This window comes from Paenibacillus haidiansis, assembly GCF_036553665.1.
In the GTDB taxonomy this organism is placed as follows: domain Bacteria; phylum Bacillota; class Bacilli; order Paenibacillales; family Paenibacillaceae; genus Fontibacillus; species Fontibacillus haidiansis.
Genome location: NZ_JAZHPZ010000002.1, coordinates 250,819 through 268,443 on the forward strand (window position 1 = coordinate 250,819; position 17,625 = coordinate 268,443).

At 52.0% G+C, this 17,625-nt stretch carries 14 protein-coding genes; 8 read left to right on the top strand and 6 right to left on the bottom strand.

From position 1 onward, the window contains the following. Nucleotides 1-138: 138 nt before the first annotated feature. Entirely contained in the window at nt 139-1,161 is a 1,023-nt protein-coding gene (locus V3851_RS05525) for an FUSC family protein (protein ID WP_331845520.1), read from the bottom strand. 128 nt (nt 1,162-1,289) lie between these two features. On the opposite strand from V3851_RS05525, the gene V3851_RS05530 reads away from it, so the two are divergent. Then, complete coding sequence (locus V3851_RS05530; protein WP_331845521.1) at nt 1,290-1,796, top strand: hypothetical protein; 507 nt, start codon at nt 1,290-1,292, stop codon at nt 1,794-1,796. A gap of 105 nt (nt 1,797-1,901) precedes the next feature. Here the strand turns inward: V3851_RS05530 and V3851_RS05535 are convergent, their stop codons facing one another. Continuing rightward, the gene (locus tag V3851_RS05535; protein ID WP_331845522.1) at nt 1,902-2,963 is read right to left on the bottom strand and encodes an AI-2E family transporter; all 1,062 of its coding nucleotides are present in this window, start codon (nt 2,961-2,963) and stop codon (nt 1,902-1,904) included. Between the two features lie 508 nt (nt 2,964-3,471). Here V3851_RS05535 and V3851_RS05540 point away from each other — a divergent pair. Next, complete coding sequence (locus V3851_RS05540; RefSeq protein ID WP_331845523.1) at nt 3,472-4,545, top strand: bifunctional 3-deoxy-7-phosphoheptulonate synthase/chorismate mutase; 1,074 nt, start codon at nt 3,472-3,474, stop codon at nt 4,543-4,545. Nucleotides 4,546-4,572: 27 nt separating this feature from the next. Here the strand turns inward: V3851_RS05540 and V3851_RS05545 are convergent, their stop codons facing one another. Beyond that, on the bottom strand, nt 4,573-5,658 hold the full coding sequence (locus V3851_RS05545) for a lactonase family protein (RefSeq protein ID WP_331845524.1): 1,086 nt from the start codon (nt 5,656-5,658) through the stop codon (nt 4,573-4,575). A gap of 179 nt (nt 5,659-5,837) precedes the next feature. On the opposite strand from V3851_RS05545, the gene V3851_RS05550 reads away from it, so the two are divergent. Then, nucleotides 5,838-6,203 carry a LytTR family transcriptional regulator DNA-binding domain-containing protein gene (locus V3851_RS05550; protein WP_331845525.1) on the top strand — a complete coding sequence of 122 codons (366 nt, stop codon included), beginning with the start codon at nt 5,838-5,840 and terminating at the stop codon, nt 6,201-6,203. Nucleotides 6,204-6,299: 96 nt separating this feature from the next. Here V3851_RS05550 and V3851_RS05555 read toward each other — a convergent pair whose 3' ends face one another. Then, complete coding sequence (locus V3851_RS05555) at nt 6,300-7,298, bottom strand: aldose 1-epimerase (protein WP_331845526.1); 999 nt, start codon at nt 7,296-7,298, stop codon at nt 6,300-6,302. Nucleotides 7,299-7,601: 303 nt separating this feature from the next. Here V3851_RS05555 and V3851_RS05560 point away from each other — a divergent pair, with 303 nt between their 5' ends. From V3851_RS05560 to V3851_RS05575, 4 genes are all read left to right on the top strand, one after another. Then, nucleotides 7,602-8,531 carry a C40 family peptidase gene (locus V3851_RS05560; protein WP_331845527.1) on the top strand — a complete coding sequence of 310 codons (930 nt, stop codon included), beginning with the start codon at nt 7,602-7,604 and terminating at the stop codon, nt 8,529-8,531. Nucleotides 8,532-8,713: 182 nt separating this feature from the next. Next, on the top strand, nt 8,714-9,637 hold the full coding sequence (locus tag V3851_RS05565; RefSeq protein WP_331845528.1) for a molecular chaperone DnaJ: 924 nt from the start codon (nt 8,714-8,716) through the stop codon (nt 9,635-9,637). 93 nt (nt 9,638-9,730) lie between these two features. Then, a complete protein-coding gene (locus tag V3851_RS05570; protein ID WP_331845529.1) occupies nt 9,731-10,783 on the top strand; it encodes a LacI family DNA-binding transcriptional regulator in 1,053 nt (350 codons plus the stop codon). Nucleotides 10,784-10,901: 118 nt separating this feature from the next. Further along, entirely contained in the window at nt 10,902-13,343 is a 2,442-nt protein-coding gene (locus V3851_RS05575; RefSeq protein WP_331845530.1) for a GH36-type glycosyl hydrolase domain-containing protein, read from the top strand. A gap of 743 nt (nt 13,344-14,086) precedes the next feature. Here V3851_RS05575 and V3851_RS05580 read toward each other — a convergent pair. Then, entirely contained in the window at nt 14,087-15,595 is a 1,509-nt protein-coding gene (locus tag V3851_RS05580) for a DHA2 family efflux MFS transporter permease subunit (protein ID WP_331845531.1), read from the bottom strand. Next, nucleotides 15,592-16,041 carry a MarR family winged helix-turn-helix transcriptional regulator gene (locus tag V3851_RS05585; RefSeq protein ID WP_331845532.1) on the bottom strand — a complete coding sequence of 150 codons (450 nt, stop codon included), beginning with the start codon at nt 16,039-16,041 and terminating at the stop codon, nt 15,592-15,594. The genes V3851_RS05580 and V3851_RS05585 overlap by 4 nt, the downstream gene beginning before the upstream one ends. Before the next feature lie 282 nt (nt 16,042-16,323). Here V3851_RS05585 and V3851_RS05590 point away from each other — a divergent pair, with 282 nt between their 5' ends. Next, nucleotides 16,324-17,574, top strand: a complete 1,251-nt coding sequence (locus V3851_RS05590) for a methyl-accepting chemotaxis protein (RefSeq protein ID WP_331845533.1) — start codon at nt 16,324-16,326, stop codon at nt 17,572-17,574. Nucleotides 17,575-17,625 lie beyond the last annotated feature (51 nt).

Here is a 17,625-nt window from a genome sequence, read left to right on the forward strand (position 1 = left end):
AGTGCATGTTCTATTCTATCCATTCTATGCCCCAAATTCAATCCTTAATTTATTTTTTATTATGCACATGAATCCGTATTTACGAATGATTCAAACCATAAATTGAAAGTCCTGCCTTCTGGCAGGACTTTTTTAGATTTACGCTTCCCCCGTTGAATCACAATGATCAGCCAGCCGGTTTAATCGTTCCAATTGATGGCCGTATTCGTACATCTGGGCCGAAACGATCGACAGGCGCAGAATCCCTTTGCGCTGGAGCGCGTAACGGTCGAGCATCCCGCGCAAGAACTCGTCGTTCTCCTGCTCGAATTGTTCGGCTTCCAGCGAGTTCGGCTTCAGCTTGTCGTCAAATTTCAGCATAATATGTTCGTGGAATTTAATCAGTTTTTCCAAATGCTGATCGAATTCCTCGTTAAGCTCCGGAGTCCGCACCGCCTGAAAATAATGCTGCTCCACCGCCTCCAGCACATCATAACCGGCCCGCAGCGTGGTGAGCATCTGCTTATAGACGACAAGCTGCCGGCTTTGGCTGAATTTCGGCGTTTTCAGCTTCTTCTGGTCTTCCTCCATCAGCTTGTACTTATCGACGAGCGAGTTGATCGTATCCTCCAGCTTGCGCTTCTCGCCGCGGAACACCGATTCCTTGATCTCATCGGAGACCGCCGTTCGCATAAGCAGCGACAACTGATCGAACGTTCCGCGAATTTGCTTGATGTATTGCACTCTCGGCTTTGGCGGAAACAGGGCAATGTTAATGACGAAAGCCGACAGAATGCCGATGAGGCTGAGCGCAAACCGGTTAAGGGCGAACTCCCATTGTCCGGATGCTTCCATGACGCCTACGACCGTAACGAGCGTGATCCCGATCGTATCCCCCATTTTCAATTTAAGACAGATCATGATGACAATAATGCAGACGAGCCCGACGGCGATCGGTTCATTAGAGAACAGAATCCCCCCCAGCATCGCCAATATGGCGCCCAAAGTGTTGGTTTGCAATTGGTCGATCAAGTATCTCCATGACCGGTAAATCGACGGCTGCATCGCAAAAATCGAGGCTACCGCAGCGATGACCGGAGAAGATAAATTCAACCAGCTCACCAGGTATAAAGCCAGTGTTACCGCCACTCCGGTCTTCAGCATTCTAGCGCCAAACGTCACGACAAATTCCTCCTGTTAAACTCTCGCTTATGTTATTTTTACCCGAATTGAAATGATTCTCCACATTTGGTCAAGACTAAGACAATGTAAGGCCCAAATTATTCTAAACGAAGAGGTGGAAAAAGTCTATGAAACAGCTAAAAGGTCTTGCCGCAAGCGGTTTGGCATTCATCCTTGCCTTGGCTCCCGTCGCTGCCGGCGCCGTTTATGCCGGGGCACCCCAGGACACTCAGATCAAGCAAACCCCGGAAGCAACCAAGGACCCTAATGCCAAACATCACCATCCACGTCATGTCCATGGCGGGCACATAGTGAAGGATACGGCCGCCTTGCTCGGCGTTCCGCCTAAAAGCATTGTCGAGCAGTTGAAACAGGGGAAATCCCTGCTGCAAGTCGTGCAGACGACAAAGGGCTGGAGCGAGGACGAATATCTAAAGAAGCTGACGGAGAAGGCGTCCCAAAATATCGATCAGGCCGTCGCCGAAGGAAAGATCGATAAGGAAAAAGCCGCTAAAATCAAAGCCGATCTGCCGGAGAGACTAAAAAAAATGATTCACCGCACCTGGAAGGACAAGTCGCCCGGTCATCCGACCATCGAATACCATACGAACCATATCAATTGGGCAAACCCTTAAATTTATGTCATAAGGACCGGTTCGAATTGGTTGCTTTATAAGAAATAGCGCCCGGTTGGGCGCTATTATTTTGCCTAATTACTACAGACCAGGTGTTCCCGCGGTTTATTTTTCGTTCGACGCCGGTTTCGGCAGCTTCTTGCCCGTTCCGACCGGAACCTCCAAAATATCGAGCAGGAACATAAACACCGGTACGCCGACGATCAGCCCCCAAACCCCGAAGAAATGCTCCGCGACAAGCAGAACCAGGAACGTGTAAAAGATCGGCAGATGCGTCTTGTTCGACATGAATTTCGGATTGAGGAAATACGTCTCCACCGCATGAACTACGGCGATCATAATCAGCACATAGACGATTTTGATCAATCCGCCGATTTTGAACGCGATCGCACAGAGCGGAATCAGCGAAATGATGACGCCCATGACCGGAACGAGACCGAGCAGAAAGATCATGATCGACAGGGCGAACAGGTTCGGGAATCCGAAAATCCACAGAAAAATCGTGGAAAGCACTGAATTGACCAGCGCGATCAAAAATTGAACCTCAATGACTTTACCGAACGAGGAGACGAATTTTTTGCCGAAATATTCAAGCTCCACAAACAGAAACGATGCCCGGCTGGCTTTGAATTTCGCGGTAAAATTCGTCACCTTTTCTTTCTCCAGCAGGAAAAACAGGCTGAGGACGATGGCCACAAACAAATTCAGGCTCCATTTGCCGATATCGGATATGGTGCTGACCAGAAAATTGAATCCGCTGTCGATATATTTGGACAGGTCTATATCTTTTAACGATTCCACCAGGAAATTCAGAATGATATTGTCCGGCAGATTGGACGGAGGATTATCGTAAAATGAAATGACTTGGTTCACCAAATCAGTCAGTTCGGTAATAAATACCGGAAGGTAATAATAAATGGCGAAGACGAGCAGCGAAATCATAACGACGTAAATGAAGAGGACGATAATTTTCCTGTTGATACGGACGACTTTATTCACATTCCGGGAAATAAAATTGTTCAACCGGTTGATGAGATAGGTCAGAATAAACGTGATGAGGATCATATTGAGCATGCTGCGCGAATAATACAGCACCAATACCGCCACGATCAGGGCGAGTACCCTGCGGAAACCAGGGATTTGAAACAATTCTTTAAAAAACGTCATTATAAGCAACCTGCTCCCTTTATGTATAGACTTGAAAATCCTATAGTTTCATCTTAAGCGAGCGGGAATATGAAAAGCAAGTGATCACAGCTTGTTCGAACCCGGTTATTTTCAACTTTATCGCAACGCAGCTTTACAGTTTCTTCGCGGGCCTGCGCGTTCTTGCATTTTTTCCAGATCATGCATATAATCTCGTGTAATTACGTAATGAATCTCTCGAACGACGATGACGGAGAAAAGTACAAGGATGCGTCCAGACAGGGACGGCGGTGCCGGAGATTGAGAGCACCCCGCTGGAGCCGCGCCGCGGAAGTTCGCTCCCGAGTCGATTCCTGAACCCCGCCAGGGAAATAGGGAACTCCGGCCGCACACCGTTATCCGTGCTATAAGCCGAGAAACTGAAAGGTTGTCTAACAAGGGTGGTACCGCGGTAACCCCGTCCCTTGACAGACAACCTTTTTCTTGTTTTTGGGCCTGCAAATCAAATTTATTTTAGGAGTGATTTACAATGAGCCAGCCTTTGGAGGAATTGCGGGAAAAATTGGACGGTATCAATCAACAGCTGTTGGTATTGCTGAACGAACGCGCGGAAGTCGTCCGCCGGATCGGGGAAATCAAAGAAAAACAAGGGGTTCCGAAGTTCGATCCCGTGCGGGAAAGAGAAATGCTCGAAGAGCTCGCCAAGCGCAACCCCGGACCGTTCAAAAACGCGGAGGTCAAGCATATTTTTAAGGAGATTTTCAAAGCATCGCTGAATCTCCAGGAGGAGGACCACAAACGACAACTGCTGGTCAGCCGCAAGAAACAGCCGGACAATACGGTAATCGACGTCAATGGCACCCTGATCGGCGGAGCGGCGCAGGTCATGATCGCTGGGCCTTGCTCCGTGGAATCGTACGAGCAGCTGCGCGCAGTCGCGTCCGCCTTAAAGGATGCGGGTATCAAAATCATGAGAGGCGGGGCCTTCAAGCCGCGGACCTCCCCTTACGATTTCCAGGGCCTCGGTGAAGAGGGCTTGAAAATGCTGAAGGAAGTCGCGGATGAGTTCGGCCTCTCCATAATCAGCGAAATCGTGCATCCGGGCCATATCGCGCTGGCGGAGAAGTACATCGATATCATTCAAATCGGGGCCCGGAATATGCAAAATTTCGAGCTGCTGAAAGCGGCGGGCGAAGCGAGTATTCCCGTGCTATTGAAGCGGGGCATCGCCGCCACGCTCGAGGAGTTCATTCATGCCGCCGAATATATCGTGGTCGGCGGAAATTCCAATGTCATGCTGATTGAACGCGGCATCCGTACCTACGAAAAATGGACGCGCAACACGCTGGATATTTCCGCTGTGCCGCTCTTGAAACAGGAAACCCATCTGCCCGTGCTGGTTGACGTCAGCCATTCGACGGGACGTAAGGACATCCTGCTTCCTTGCGCCAAAGCCGCTCTCGCCGCCGGCGCCGACGGGGTCATGGTCGAGGTTCACCCCGAACCGCAAGTCGCTTTGTCCGATGCCGCCCAGCAAATCGATATTCCGCAATTCCAAACGCTTTGGGACGGCATCAAGAGGTCGGGCCTGTTCACGGAGTAGATGGGAACTTAGCTTTAGGTTACAAGATTACAGCCGGAACAATACGGGCTGCACGCAGACCGGTTTGGACACTTCGGCCGTGCGCCCGGTAAATTGCAATCGGCCGCTTTCCCGGTCGACCCGGAATAATACGAGATTGTTCGAATCGCGGTTGGCTACGACCAGATAATCGCCGCCCGGCGTCAGCGCGAAATGGCGGGGATGGCCTCCTTCAGTCGGTACATGTTCGACATAGGCTAGCTCCCCGTCCTCCTGAATCCGGAATTGAACGATGCTGTCGTGGCCGCGGTTCGACCCGTACAAATACCGTCCGTCCGCGGAGATGGCGATTTCCGCGGTCGTATTCTCGCCGGTGAAATCGTCGGGGAGCGTAGACAGCGTGGACAGCGGGGTCAAGCGGCCTCCGGCTTCATCGTATTCGTACGCCGTAATCGAATTCCCGACTTCATTGATCGAATATACAAATTTCCCTGCCGGATGAAACGCCAGATGCCGCGGTCCGGAGCCCGGTGGAGTCATGGCGTCGCCTCGAGGAATCAGCTTTCCGGCGGTGCGGTCGATTTCATAAGTCCGGACGAGGTCTAGTCCGAGATCCGCAACCAGCATGTAGCGGTCATCCGGGCTGAACTGCGCAGAATGAGGGTGCGGGCGGTCCTGTCTGACAGGGTCCGCCCCGTGTCCTTCATGCTGCCGTTCATCCGTTAGCAAGGCGGGTTGTCCGTCCTCGGACAGCTTGATCAGCCCCACATTTCCGCCATGATACCCCGACACCGCAGCAAACTTGCCCGCGTGATCGATTTGAATATGCGAGGTCGAGGGGCGGATCGTGCGAATTCGGTTTAACTCCGCCAAGGTCCCTTTGGCCGGTACGATCCCTAACGAGACGATCTCCCCGGTTCTTTCCCCGTCCTCTGTCTTCGTTTCCGAAATGGCGTACAACTTGCCGCTTTCGGCCTGCACATTGAGAAATGTCGGATTTTTCATTCCCGATGCGGCATCCAGCCGGCGAAATTGCTCCGCTTCAACATCCAGTTCATATACGTAAACCCCGGGATCCGCCGTTTCGGCGTACGAGCCGATAAACAGCAGCAGGCGTTCTTTTGTTTGCGACAAGATCGTTGCCTCCTTTGAATAATCACAATTTCCCTTATATTTTTCCTTAATTCCGGAAAAAAGTCCAGCCGAGCCGCTAAAAATTTGTTTAAAGTTTTAAATGAATCCTCTACACAAAAGCGCAAAAATATGGTATACTGCAAGCGCTTCCACAACATCATCTAAAGGGGGAATTTGGAATGATGAATGTCGGATCGGAGAAAAAAGACGTGTATGAGGACCTAAACCCGCATGACACGTATTTCTTCAAAATCGGGGCTCATGGGCTGGTCTGTTTCCATGGCAGAAATTACAGTATAAAACAGAGACTCTCTGCCGAACAAACCTCGAAGCTCGTCTCGGACCCCTCGTTTTACCGCATCAGCACCAACTGCTACGTCAATCTGTCTAAAATCTCGGAAATCCGCGATAATGTGGTCATGTTCCGCGATGAAACGCACGGTATCAAAACAATCCATGTTCCCAGACGAAACCTGGAGCAGATCAAGCGCCTGCTTCCGGATTCGAGCCGACGGAGATCGCAGGAGATCGACCAAGTCGGTTAAGCTTCACCGGCAGCCAAGCAGTGCCGAGAAGCAAAGGAAAAGCAGCCGGGGTACGAATGAACGTACCGTAACGGCTGCTTTTTCCATGAGCAGACTTTATTTCAGATACAAACGGGAGGTCTCTTCCCAAATCTCGCCCGGAGCAAGGCTGAACAGCCCGATTTCTTCTGCGGGCAGATCGGACTTCGGCGCATTGACGAGATTGATTTGCGGCTCGGGACAGAAGAATCCTTCCGTCGCCCCGTTATTCCAGATCATCCATTGCTTGTAGGAGGTCCCCACATCGTACACCAGCGTGGCGCCGAGTTTCTCGTCGGTCAGTTCCATCCGGTTTCTGCCGTTTTGCGCCACCGCCGTGTAATGATTGTCCATGGAAGCATAGAAAGGATATACCCCTTCCCCCTTCAGCTTCAGTTCATCCTCGGTCAGCGGCTGATAGGAACCTGTCGGAAGCATACGCGGACTCATTTCCCAGCGTTCGCCGATCGTCAGCTTCACTTTGTAATCCTTCGCTTCGCTTCCCGGAGCAAACGGAGCGTTCACCGCCGTATGGAAGGCAATAAGGCATGGTATTTCCTTGTCCCCGTCGTTCTTGACGAACAGATGCTGGGACAGCCCGTTGTCGCTCAGCTTATAGGTCAGTCTGACCGTAAAGCGGAAAGGCAAATATTGAAATGCGGGATGCTGTTCGTCAACGGCTGCTTTCACCGTAACATAGCTTTCCAGCTTCGTTTGCCCGAAATCCTCTACCTGCCAGCCGGCCGTATGTAAAAATCCGTGCAGATGATTGTTCGTTGCGGCTTCATTCACCGGGAAACGATACACTTCCCCCTTCCAAGGGAATAGTCCGTCCTCATACCGGTTCGGAGGAAACAGCACCGGAATTCCGTATACGCCCGGGTTGCTCTTAAAGTCCTCCATCTCTCCTTCCGCCGGTTCGCGCAGAAAACGGTAACCGCTTTCGGTATCGCGGAACGATATCAGATTGCCGCCGACGCCCGGCAGCATAACAGCCTCATATTTTCCCGCTTTCAGATATACCGCCGGCTCCCCTTGAAAAGTACCTTCGAATGCGTTCGCTGCAGTTTGTGCCATCCTTTAATAATCTCCCTTCGGGCAAGCTTTGTGCCTATCGTAAATTCATATAAGTCTAAGTCAGCAATGAAAGCATGCAACCTGCTATGGATTATACAAAATACCGCGGCAAAAGTCATCCCGACCGCTCACAAGGAAGGCGCTCGGTACACAGAAATCCGAAGAAAAATCACTCCGCTATACATAAAAAATCTTTACTTCACCATACTTCAATTATCGACCCGATATCGACCCGCCCGGCTATCGTACGGAAAGATGGCGAACCCGGGCGAAACCTTCGGAAGAATGGAGTGTCTGCGAATCATGATCAGCAACAAGTGGAAAAAGATATACTGCCTAATTCTATCCGGCCTCCTTGCGGTTGGCTGCGCCGCCTGCGGCGGCACAAACACAAATAACGCCAATCCTTCCGCACAGTCGGCTCCTCCCGGGGAAAACCCGGTGATCCGCAACCCAAATAACGACGGCGCCACGAAAGATTCCGACTGGATTCCGCTGACCCGGGTCGCGGAAAGCCTCGGCCTGCGCCTGAAGGAAACCGACAATACGGCCCAGTTGGGATATACCGATGTGATGTATCAGGTTCATCCGAGCCAGCGCACGGCGCTCTCCTTCGGCAAACAAGTATCGCTGTCGGACGCCCCGGTCCGCCAGAACGGAACGACATGCATGACGGCCCGCGCTCTGGGCGAGCTGCTGCAGACCGATGTCCAAAAGGACGGCCGGACCGGCGAACTCCGGATCGGCTCGCTGGACCGTTCCGCAGGGACCAAGGGTGGCGGGCTACGAACGGCCGCTCCGCAAACCGGCGGATATAACCGGATGAACATCCTTAGCCTGCCCGCGAACAGGAGCGAGCTTGTCTCCTATGCCAAGCAATTCCTCGGCGTGCCTTACGAATTCGGGGCGGCGGCTTACGAGCAGAGCAAAACCTTCGATTGCTCTTCCTTCACCCGCCACGTGTTCAAACGTTACGGAATCAGCCTTCCCCGGCTCGCGAGGGATCAGGCCGAGCTCGGCACATCCGTGGAACGGGCGAATCTGCAAACCGGGGATCTCATCTTTTTTAAGGTGCCGGGCAGGTTTGATAACGACAAAATCCCCGGGCATGTCGGCATCTATATCGGAGACGGAAAATTCATCCATACCTGGGGAGATCCCGGCGTGGAAGTCAGCTCTCTCGACACGGGGTATTGGCACAATATGATCCTGTCTATGCGCCGGATTCAGTAGACATTCGCCTGAACGGCTGACCGACAAGGAACCGGGAACCCGGTTCCTTGTCGGCTTTTTTGCTCTCCTTCCTCTCCCCTTGCGCTTCATTTCACTTCGCTCCGAATCCCAAGTATAATATAGAGTAGAGATTCTATTATTCTAGTGATTTTTGATTAAAACACATGACGAGGAGAGCAGCGATGGACGATTTAAAAAAGGCTTACGAATTACTGGGTCTTCCCGAGAACGCTTCCAGAGAGGAAGTGGAAAGAGCTTTCGAAATTGTGCTCCGCAAATCGCGTTCGCGGCAGACGGATGCTGAGGACGCCAATGAAGCCGGAGAAAGCGAGTACGAGCAAAAGCTGAGAGCCTACAAAACCATTATCGGTTACGAAGACCGCAACAAGATCGAAGAGGCGAGCCGGCAGCGCTTCAAAAAATGGGGCAAATTCGCCGGAACCGCCGAGAAGATCGATGATTTCTTCCGCATTTACAAAACCCGGGTCATTATCGGGGTTATCGCCGTCATTGCCGTCATTGTCGGGATTACCGCCCTGGTCAATTACCGGGAAGAGCAGAAAAGACTGGCCGCGCTTCCTCCCGTCGATCTATCGGTGATGTTTGTCGGCAACTACGCTTCGGACGAGAACCAGGGAGGCGACGAAGGGCTTGAGCAGTTCATGACCGCCCAGTTCCCCGAATGGAAAAGAATCGAGCTGACGTTGACCTACGTCCCGTCCCAAAGCGAAAGCATGACTCAGGTGGATATGGCTTACCAGCAAAAAGCGTTCGCCCTGCTTGCGACGGAAAGACCGGACGTGTACATTCTCGACCAGGGTACATTCGATTGGCTGGCCAACAGCGGCGTCTTCGAAAATCTGGACAGTCTGGCCGCCAGCGATCTGAAGCCACTCCTGCAGGAGGATAACATCATTAAGGGCCGGGCCGAAGAGGATACCGAGGATCACGTATACGGCATCAAGGTGACCGACAGTCCCATGGCGAAAGAGCTGCCGCTTTTCATGCAGGATATGATCATCACGATCCGAAGCGGCGGGGAAAACCGGGACAAAGCGCTTCATTTCATCGAACGTTATCTGGAGAGCGAGGCCGCGGCACAATAGCCGCATAATAGTTAAAAATAAGGAATTGATTTACGCGGACGCTTGCACTACAATAGGGGTATAAACGCGCGTTTACAAGAAAGAGGGAAGCACATGCGCAGCGAAGATATCGCCAAGTTGGCGGGGGTATCGCGCAGCACGGTATCCCGCGTCATCAACAATTATTCCAACGTTCCCGAAGCGACCCGGGCGAAGGTACTGCGCGTCATCGAGCAGTATCAGTACGAGCCCAACAGCTTCGCGAGAGCGCTGGCCGGCAAGCGGACGGACACGATCGGGCTGTTCGCCATCAGTATGAACGAGAAGGAAAATGCAAGCCGCATCTACCAGAACAGCTACTTTGCCCCGATCGTCGATCTTGTCATCGACACGGCCAATGCCCGCGGCTTTTATGTACTCATTCATACCGTGTACTCGCCGGAGGATTTCCAGAAGATCAAGCAGGCGTTTCTGCAAAAACGGATTGACGGAGGCATTCTCGTCGGTACGCAAAAGGACATCGAGCTCGTGCGTGAGCTGGTCGGCCAGGAGGCCCCGCTCGTCATTGTCGACTACGACATCGCCGAGATTATGGCCGAGCGGCTCAACAAGAACCATCTGGCCGTCATCAACTCGATGGACTATGAAGGAACCGTGGAAGCGATCGAATATTTGATCGGCCTCGGCCACCGGGAAATCGGGATCATCAAAGGAAGAATGAATACTTTCTCGGGCCGCGAACGGTACATGGCTTACGAGAACACGCTGAAAAGGCACGGGCTCCCGCTCGTGGAGGACTTCATTTTGGAGGGCGATTTTCTGAAGGAAACCGCCTACCGGGAAGCTGCCAGACTGGCTTCCGCCGGCAAGCTCCCGTCCGCCCTGTTCAGCTCCAACGACGATATGGCGATATCCGCCATGGAAGCGTTTGCCGAACACGGCATAAGCGTACCCGACGATATCTCACTGATCGGATTCGACGATATTCAGCTTTCCGCCCGGGTCAGCCCCAAGCTGACATCGGTCAAGCTGCCGATCGACGATATGGCCAAAGCGGCTGTGGAAAAGGTGATCGGCCTCTGTAATGCCGAGGCACCCGCCTTCAGCACGGAGAGTTTTCCGACCCGGCTCGTCATCCGGGATTCCTGCAAGCCGGCCCGGGATTAATGACGGGGTAACGGCTCGCGGCACGAGCCGCAAAATGCTCTCCGCCCTCCTGTGGGCGGGGTAGTGCATTTTACTTTTTGTAAACGCGCGTTCATAAATGAAGGGAGAGCTATTATTCATGAAATTCGGACATTTTGACGACGTTCGCAAAGAATATGTCATCAACACACCGCAAACCCCTTATCCATGGATCAACTATCTGGGTAATGAACAATTTTTCGGACTGATCTCCAACACCGCTGGCGGATATACGTTCTACCGCGATGCGCGCTTGCGCCGCATCACCCGCTACCGTTATAACAATATTCCGCTGGATACCGGCGGCCGTTACTACTATTTGCGCGATCACGACACCGACGATTTCTGGACTCCGGGCTGGATGCCGGTCAAACGCGATCTCGATTTCTACGAATGCCGCCATGGCCTCGGCTATACTTCGATCACCGGCGAGCGCGGCGGAATTTCCGTCAACCAGCTTGCTTTCGTGCCGCTCGGCTATAACGGCGAGGTACATCGCTTGACCGTGAAAAATACGAGTTCGGCCAACAAAACGGTATCCCTCTTCTCTTTTGCCGAGTTCTGTCTCTGGAACGCTCAAGACGATTCGACGAACTTCCAGCGTAACCTCAGCACCGGCGAAGTCGAAGTGAAGGATTCCGTCATCTATCACAAAACGGAATACCGCGAACGCAGAAATCACTATGCCTTCTACTCCGTCAACCGCAAAATCGACGGTTTCGACACGGACCGCGAATCGTTCGTCGGCCTTTACAATGGCCTGCATGAACCGCAAGCCGTTATCGCCGGCCAAGCGAAGAATTCCGTGGCTAGCGGCTGGTCGCCGATCGGTTCCCACCAAGTCAAGCTGACTTTGGCTCCAGGCGAAGAACAAAGCCTTGTCTTCATCCTCGGTTATGTGGAAGTGCCGGAAGAAGAGAAATGGGAAGCTCCTAGCGTGATCAACAAGAAGCCTGCAGTGGCTATGATCGAGAAATTCGCTACCGATGCCGACGTGGATAAAGCTTTGGCGGACCTCGCTTCCTACTGGGAAGGTCTGCTGTCCAAATATCAAATCAAGAGCGGCGACGACAAGCTGAACCGGATGGTCAACATCTGGAATCCGTATCAATGTATGGTTACGTTCAATATGTCCCGTTCCGCATCGTACTTTGAATCCGGTATCGGCCGCGGCATGGGCTTCCGCGACTCCAACCAGGATTTACTCGGCTTCGTGCACCAAATTCCGGAACGCGCCAGAGAGCGGATTCTCGATATCGCCGCCACGCAATTCGAAGACGGCAGCGCTTATCACCAATACCAACCGCTCACCAAAAAAGGCAACAACGAAGTCGGCAGCGGCTTCAACGACGACCCGTTGTGGCTGATTCTGGGCACGGCCGCTTACATCAAAGAAACCGGAGACGTAAGCATTTTGGATGAGCAAGTACCGTTCGACAGCAATCCGGACAACACCGCGACGCTGTTTGAGCACCTGAAACGCTCTTACTATCACGTTATCAACAACCTCGGTCCTCACGGCTTGCCGTTGATCGGACGCGCGGACTGGAACGACTGCCTCAACCTGAACTGCTTCTCCAAGGAGCCGGGCGAATCTTTCCAAACAACCGAGAATATCGCTGGCGGAACAGCCGAATCCGTCTTTATCGCAGGTCTGTTCGTGTTCGTTAGCCCTGATTTCGAGGAAATTTGCCGGATGCGCGGTCTGGAAGACGAAGCGAAGCAAGCTGCCGGCCATGCCGACAAGATGCGTGCGGTTACGCTGGAACACGGCTTTGACGGCGACTGGTTCCTGCGCGCTTACGACCACTACGGCGACAAGATCGGCAGCAAAGAAAACGAAGAAGGTCAAATCTTCATCGAGCCGCAAGGCATCTGCGTTATGGCCGGCATCGGCGTAGAAGAAGGTCTTGCCGATAAAGCCATGACTTCCGTTAAGGAAAAACTGGATACCAAATACGGCATCGTACTGCAACAACCGCCGTATTCCAAATACTATCTGAACCTGGGCGAGATCTCGACTTATCCGCCAGGGTACAAAGAAAACGCCGGTATCTTCTGCCACAACAACCCGTGGATCATGATCGCGGAAACCGTACTCGGCCATGGCGACAGAGCATTCGAAGTATATTCGAAGATCGCTCCGGCTTACCTCGAGGACATCAGCGAAGTTCACCGGACGGAGCCGTATGTTTACTCGCAAATGATCGCCGGTAAAGATGCGGTACGCCACGGCGAAGCGAAGAACTCCTGGCTGACCGGGACGGCGGCTTGGAACTATGTGGCGATCACGCAAGCGATCCTCGGCATTCAAGCCGACTTCCGCGGCTTGAAGGTTGAGCCTTGCATCCCTGCCGCATGGGACAGTTTCGAAATCACCCGCGTATTCCGCGGCGACACTTATGTGATCCAAATCAACAACCCGGATCATGTGTCCAAAGGCGTCAAGAGCATGAACGTCGACGGCAAAGCCGTTGAAGGCAACATCATCGCTCCGTTTGGCGACGGCGGTGTACACCAAGTGGTCGTAACACTGGGCTAAAACCGATAATATAAGCCGGCCCTCATTGGATTATTTCAATGAGGGCCGGCTTTTTTTCTGCGTAGAATTCCTGCAATAATGCATCTTTTGGCGCGGTAAAAGATATGGACCGGGCATTCCTGCGATTATGCAGGAATTTATCGCAATTGCGGGCCGCCCGGGGGCAATCATGGAAAAAAAATGCACATTCGCAGGAATTTAACCTGAAAAAGGCAGTTCATAGAAAAAAGGATGCACTTTTGCATCTTTTTATCGTGAAAGCCCCTAGGATTCGGACGATAATTAAGGTAATATTTTACTTTTATATTAATTTTAGACTATTAAATTTGACAATTTTGTGAAAAGAGATCGTATGTTCCTATTTTCCTGATCTATGTTTCTCTATTTTTTGAGTCTACAGATGCTCAAAAAACATATTGGACAAACCTAATAAGGAGTGTCCAATATGAAATTGTTAAAGTGTATTTCTGTTGCTAGCAATTATTTAAGTTATCTAGGTGCCGTCTGTTACACAAAAGTAATAATGAAATCCCCTATTTTGCTCTTTTTATTTAATAATCTAGAACGTGTAGTTAAAGTAATTGAATTTCTACTAAGGAAGGTATCATAATTATCCGACCCGGTGCCAATGGATTTGCAAACACAGACGTCTCGCCCGGATGTGCTCATCAACATTTCTTAATATAACTCTGCAAAAAAGGCCGGTGCCTCTTGGCACCAGCCTTTTTTTCTCATGGGCAATCTCAAGCCTTCGCCGGCTTGACTTCGACCTTCTTGGCCTGCCCTTCCTTGTTGATCTTCACCTTGCGGATGAAGAAGGAAAGGACGAAGGCGATGACCGTAATGCCCGTGGCGATAACGAATGCGTAGTCGATCCCGTGGATCGTCGCCTCCTTCGTTATTTGCGCCAACGCTTCGGCGTTCGCGGGATCTTTCGGGTTAATGCCGGCGGATACGATCAGCTCGGCCGCCCGTTCCTTCGTCTGAGACGACATGACGGAGACGAGCAAGGCGGTGCCTAGGGCTCCCGCAATCGTCCGCAGCGTGTTGGACATCGCCGTGCCGTGTGCGTTAAGTCTTGACGGCAGCTGATTCAAACCGGCGGTCTGAATCGGCATCATCAGCATCGACATCCCGAACATCCGGGCTGTGTACATGAAAATCAAATGCGTATATGTCGTACTGTCGGACAGCTTGCTGAACTCCCAGGTGGTCACGATGGTGATCGCCAGGCCGACGACGGCAAGCCATCTGGCGCCGATCCGGTCAAAAATAATACCTGTAATCGGGGACATGATCCCCATCAAAATCGCCCCGGGCATCAGCAGCAGCCCCGATTCAAGCGGGGAAAAACCGCGGATCGTCTGCAAATAAATCGGCAGCAGAATCATCGCCGCATACATCGCCATTGTCACGACGACATTGATGATGGTCGTTAGCGAGAACATATCGTATTTAAACACCCGGAATTCCAGCATCGGATGCTTGGATCTCAATTGGCGCCACAGGAACAAGGCGACAGCGGCGACGCCGACGATCAGGCTGATTATAACTTCGATCGCGCCCCATCCGGCGCTGCCTGCCTCGCTGAAGCCGTACAGCACTCCGCCGAATCCGAGCGTCGATAAAACCACCGAGAAATAGTCCAGCTTGGGCCGGGACACCTCGGTAACATTTTTCATAAAGATAATCCCCAGAATGATGGAAAGAATCGAGAACGGCAGCACGATCCAGAACAGCATATTCCAGGGATGATGCTCAACGATCCAACCGGATAACGTCGGGCCGATGGCCGGTGCGAACACCATCGCGATCCCCATCGTGCCCATCGCCTGGCCGCGTTTTTCGATCGGAAAAATCGACAGGAAGACAACGGTCATAAGCGGCATGAGCACCCCCGCCCCGGCAGCCTGAATGATACGTCCGATGAGGACCATGGTGAAATCCAAGCCGATCCCGCATATCAAGGTCCCCAGCGCAAACAGCGAGGTTGCCGAAATAAACAAAGTACGGGTCGAAAAGCGTTCCATTAAATACGCGCTGACCGGGATCAGCACCCCGTTGACCAGCATAAAGCCAGTAACCAGCCATTGAATGGTCGTTTCCGTCACATTGAGGTCAGCCATCATATGCGGCAATGCCACATTCATCAGCGTCTGGTTCAAAATCGAAACAAAGGCGCCGATCAGCAATGCCATCACAATCGGCCATTTCTTATAGGTCGCAGCTCCTGCATTCGAATTTTTGTTCATAGTTGGTTTCCTTCTCTCACTTTTTCAATGATCTCTATGATTTTTCTATGAGTTTCAAGCAGATGATCGATATCATGCCTAGGCAGTTCAAGCACATGATGTAAGGAGCGGTTTATTTTCAGTTTGGTCTGATGCTCAACCTCCCTTCCCATCTCCGTGAGATGCAGCGCGATGGATCTTCGGTCGTGTTCGCGGCGCTCGCGCTCCACTAGCCCCGCCTTCGCCAGGCGGTCTACCAGCCCGCTGACCGTGCTGTTCTCAAGCCGAATCGCACCTGCCAACTGGCCCATACCGATCCCCGGCTGGTTCCGGATCGCTCTTAAAGCGAGGTATTGGGTTACCGAGATCCCGGACCGGTCGGCCTGATCGGCCAACAGCCGGTAGTACGACTTTCTGAGCTCCCGAAACGATTCCACAATCTCCTGCATCGATTCATTCTGGTCCAAACGGCGTTCATCCTTTAAATTTTAATTATACACTTTAATATTTCGCATGCGAAATATAAGTAAATTTTATATAACTTTTTCATCCACCTTTGTCAAGTATTTCAGAGCCTGTCGGCTATTAATTTCCCCAGTTCCCGGCTAGGCTATGCGCGGATATGCGAAAAGGTCGAACAATGACGCAAATGCGCGGATGCGCGCATAATTGGTCTATCCCCATTGACCGGTCGATGTTATAATTATGGTAGATATATACTATTTCTTTAGTAGGAGGTCATTTTACCCATGTCATGGTTCAACGGACTGCCCCTAACCAAAAAAATACCCGCCGCTTGCTATCTCGTGGCCGCGCTGTTTGCCGTCCCCGCTCTGATCGTGTTTGCGATCGTAGGTAAACTGCTCATAGGGATTGTTTTAATCGTCATCTTGGGAGCGCTTACCTATCCGCTTACCCGGTATGTGCAAAATTCGCTCACGGGATCTTTTGACGATATTACGAGCGCATCCGCGAAAATTGCAAAAGGGGATTTCACGAGCCGGATCATGGAATCCGGGGGCTTGGAGGATTTGAACCGTTCTTTCAACAGCATGGTGGACAAGCTGCGCAAGATTTTGCAGGAGACTTCCGAGATTACCCGCAAGGTTATGGATTCGAGCCGGGCCATCTCCGACCGGAATCAGGAGTTAATCGACGTTATGACTCAGGTAGCCCACTCCTCCAATGAGCTCGCGTTGGGCGCCAATGAAATTTCCGAGGACGTTAGCGGAATGAAAGACTCCATCGGCGAGATCGAAACCAAAGTAAGCAACTACACCGATTCCACACGGGAAATGAACGCCCGTTCGAGCGAAATGCTGCAGCTGGTCGAGAAAGGACGCGACTCCGTATCCATGCAGGCCGACGGGATGCGGAAAAATATCGAAGCCACCGGGAAAGTGGCCGAGTCGATCGACGCTCTGGCAAAAAATGCGCAAGGGATTACGAAAATTACGGCGACGATTTCGGAAATTGCCGATCAAACCAACCTGCTGTCGCTTAACGCTTCTATCGAAGCGGCCCGTGCCGGCGAACATGGCGCCGGATTTGCCGTGGTCGCCCAGGAAGTCCGGAAGCTGGCCGAGGAGGCGACCTCGTCGACCAAAGAGGTGTTCAACCTGGTGCGCAGCATCGAGCAGGATGTGAAGCTTGCCGGCCAGAATATCAAGATCAATGAAGACGTCGTCCGTCAGCAAAGCGAAATGATCCAGGAGTCCGAACAAATCTTCCAACAAATCGTGCAAAGCGTCCAGTATATTACCGAGCTGATTTCCGCCTTCTCCAAAGAAAGCGAATCGATGCTGGAAAGCGCCCATCACATTTCCGCATCGATTCAGAACATTTCGGCGATTACACAGCAATCGGCGGCCGGAACAGAGCAGGTATCCGCATCGATGAACGAGCAAATCACCTCGATTCAAGCGATGGCCGAAGAAACCGAAGCGATGAAAAATGCCGTATTCCAACTGCAGAAAACGATACATATTTTCAAATTTTAATCAGTTGCGGGCGCCCTGTTTATATAAGACAGGGCGCTCTTTCTTTTGATA

Coding starts and splice junctions, on each gene's coding strand:
- V3851_RS05565 (WP_331845528.1), top strand. CDS start 8,714: ATGGACGATTTAAAAAAGGCTTACGAATTACTGGGTCTTCCCGAGAAC.
- V3851_RS05570 (WP_331845529.1), top strand. CDS start 9,731: ATGCGCAGCGAAGATATCGCCAAGTTGGCGGGGGTATCGCGCAGCACG.
- V3851_RS05550 (WP_331845525.1), top strand. CDS start 5,838: ATGATGAATGTCGGATCGGAGAAAAAAGACGTGTATGAGGACCTAAAC.
- V3851_RS05575 (WP_331845530.1), top strand. CDS start 10,902: ATGAAATTCGGACATTTTGACGACGTTCGCAAAGAATATGTCATCAAC.
- V3851_RS05560 (WP_331845527.1), top strand. CDS start 7,602: ATGATCAGCAACAAGTGGAAAAAGATATACTGCCTAATTCTATCCGGC.
- V3851_RS05530 (WP_331845521.1), top strand. CDS start 1,290: ATGAAACAGCTAAAAGGTCTTGCCGCAAGCGGTTTGGCATTCATCCTT.
- V3851_RS05555 (WP_331845526.1), bottom strand. CDS start 7,298: ATGGCACAAACTGCAGCGAACGCATTCGAAGGTACTTTTCAAGGGGAG.
- V3851_RS05535 (WP_331845522.1), bottom strand. CDS start 2,963: ATGACGTTTTTTAAAGAATTGTTTCAAATCCCTGGTTTCCGCAGGGTA.
- V3851_RS05580 (WP_331845531.1), bottom strand. CDS start 15,595: ATGAACAAAAATTCGAATGCAGGAGCTGCGACCTATAAGAAATGGCCG.
- V3851_RS05540 (WP_331845523.1), top strand. CDS start 3,472: ATGAGCCAGCCTTTGGAGGAATTGCGGGAAAAATTGGACGGTATCAAT.
- V3851_RS05590 (WP_331845533.1), top strand. CDS start 16,324: ATGTCATGGTTCAACGGACTGCCCCTAACCAAAAAAATACCCGCCGCT.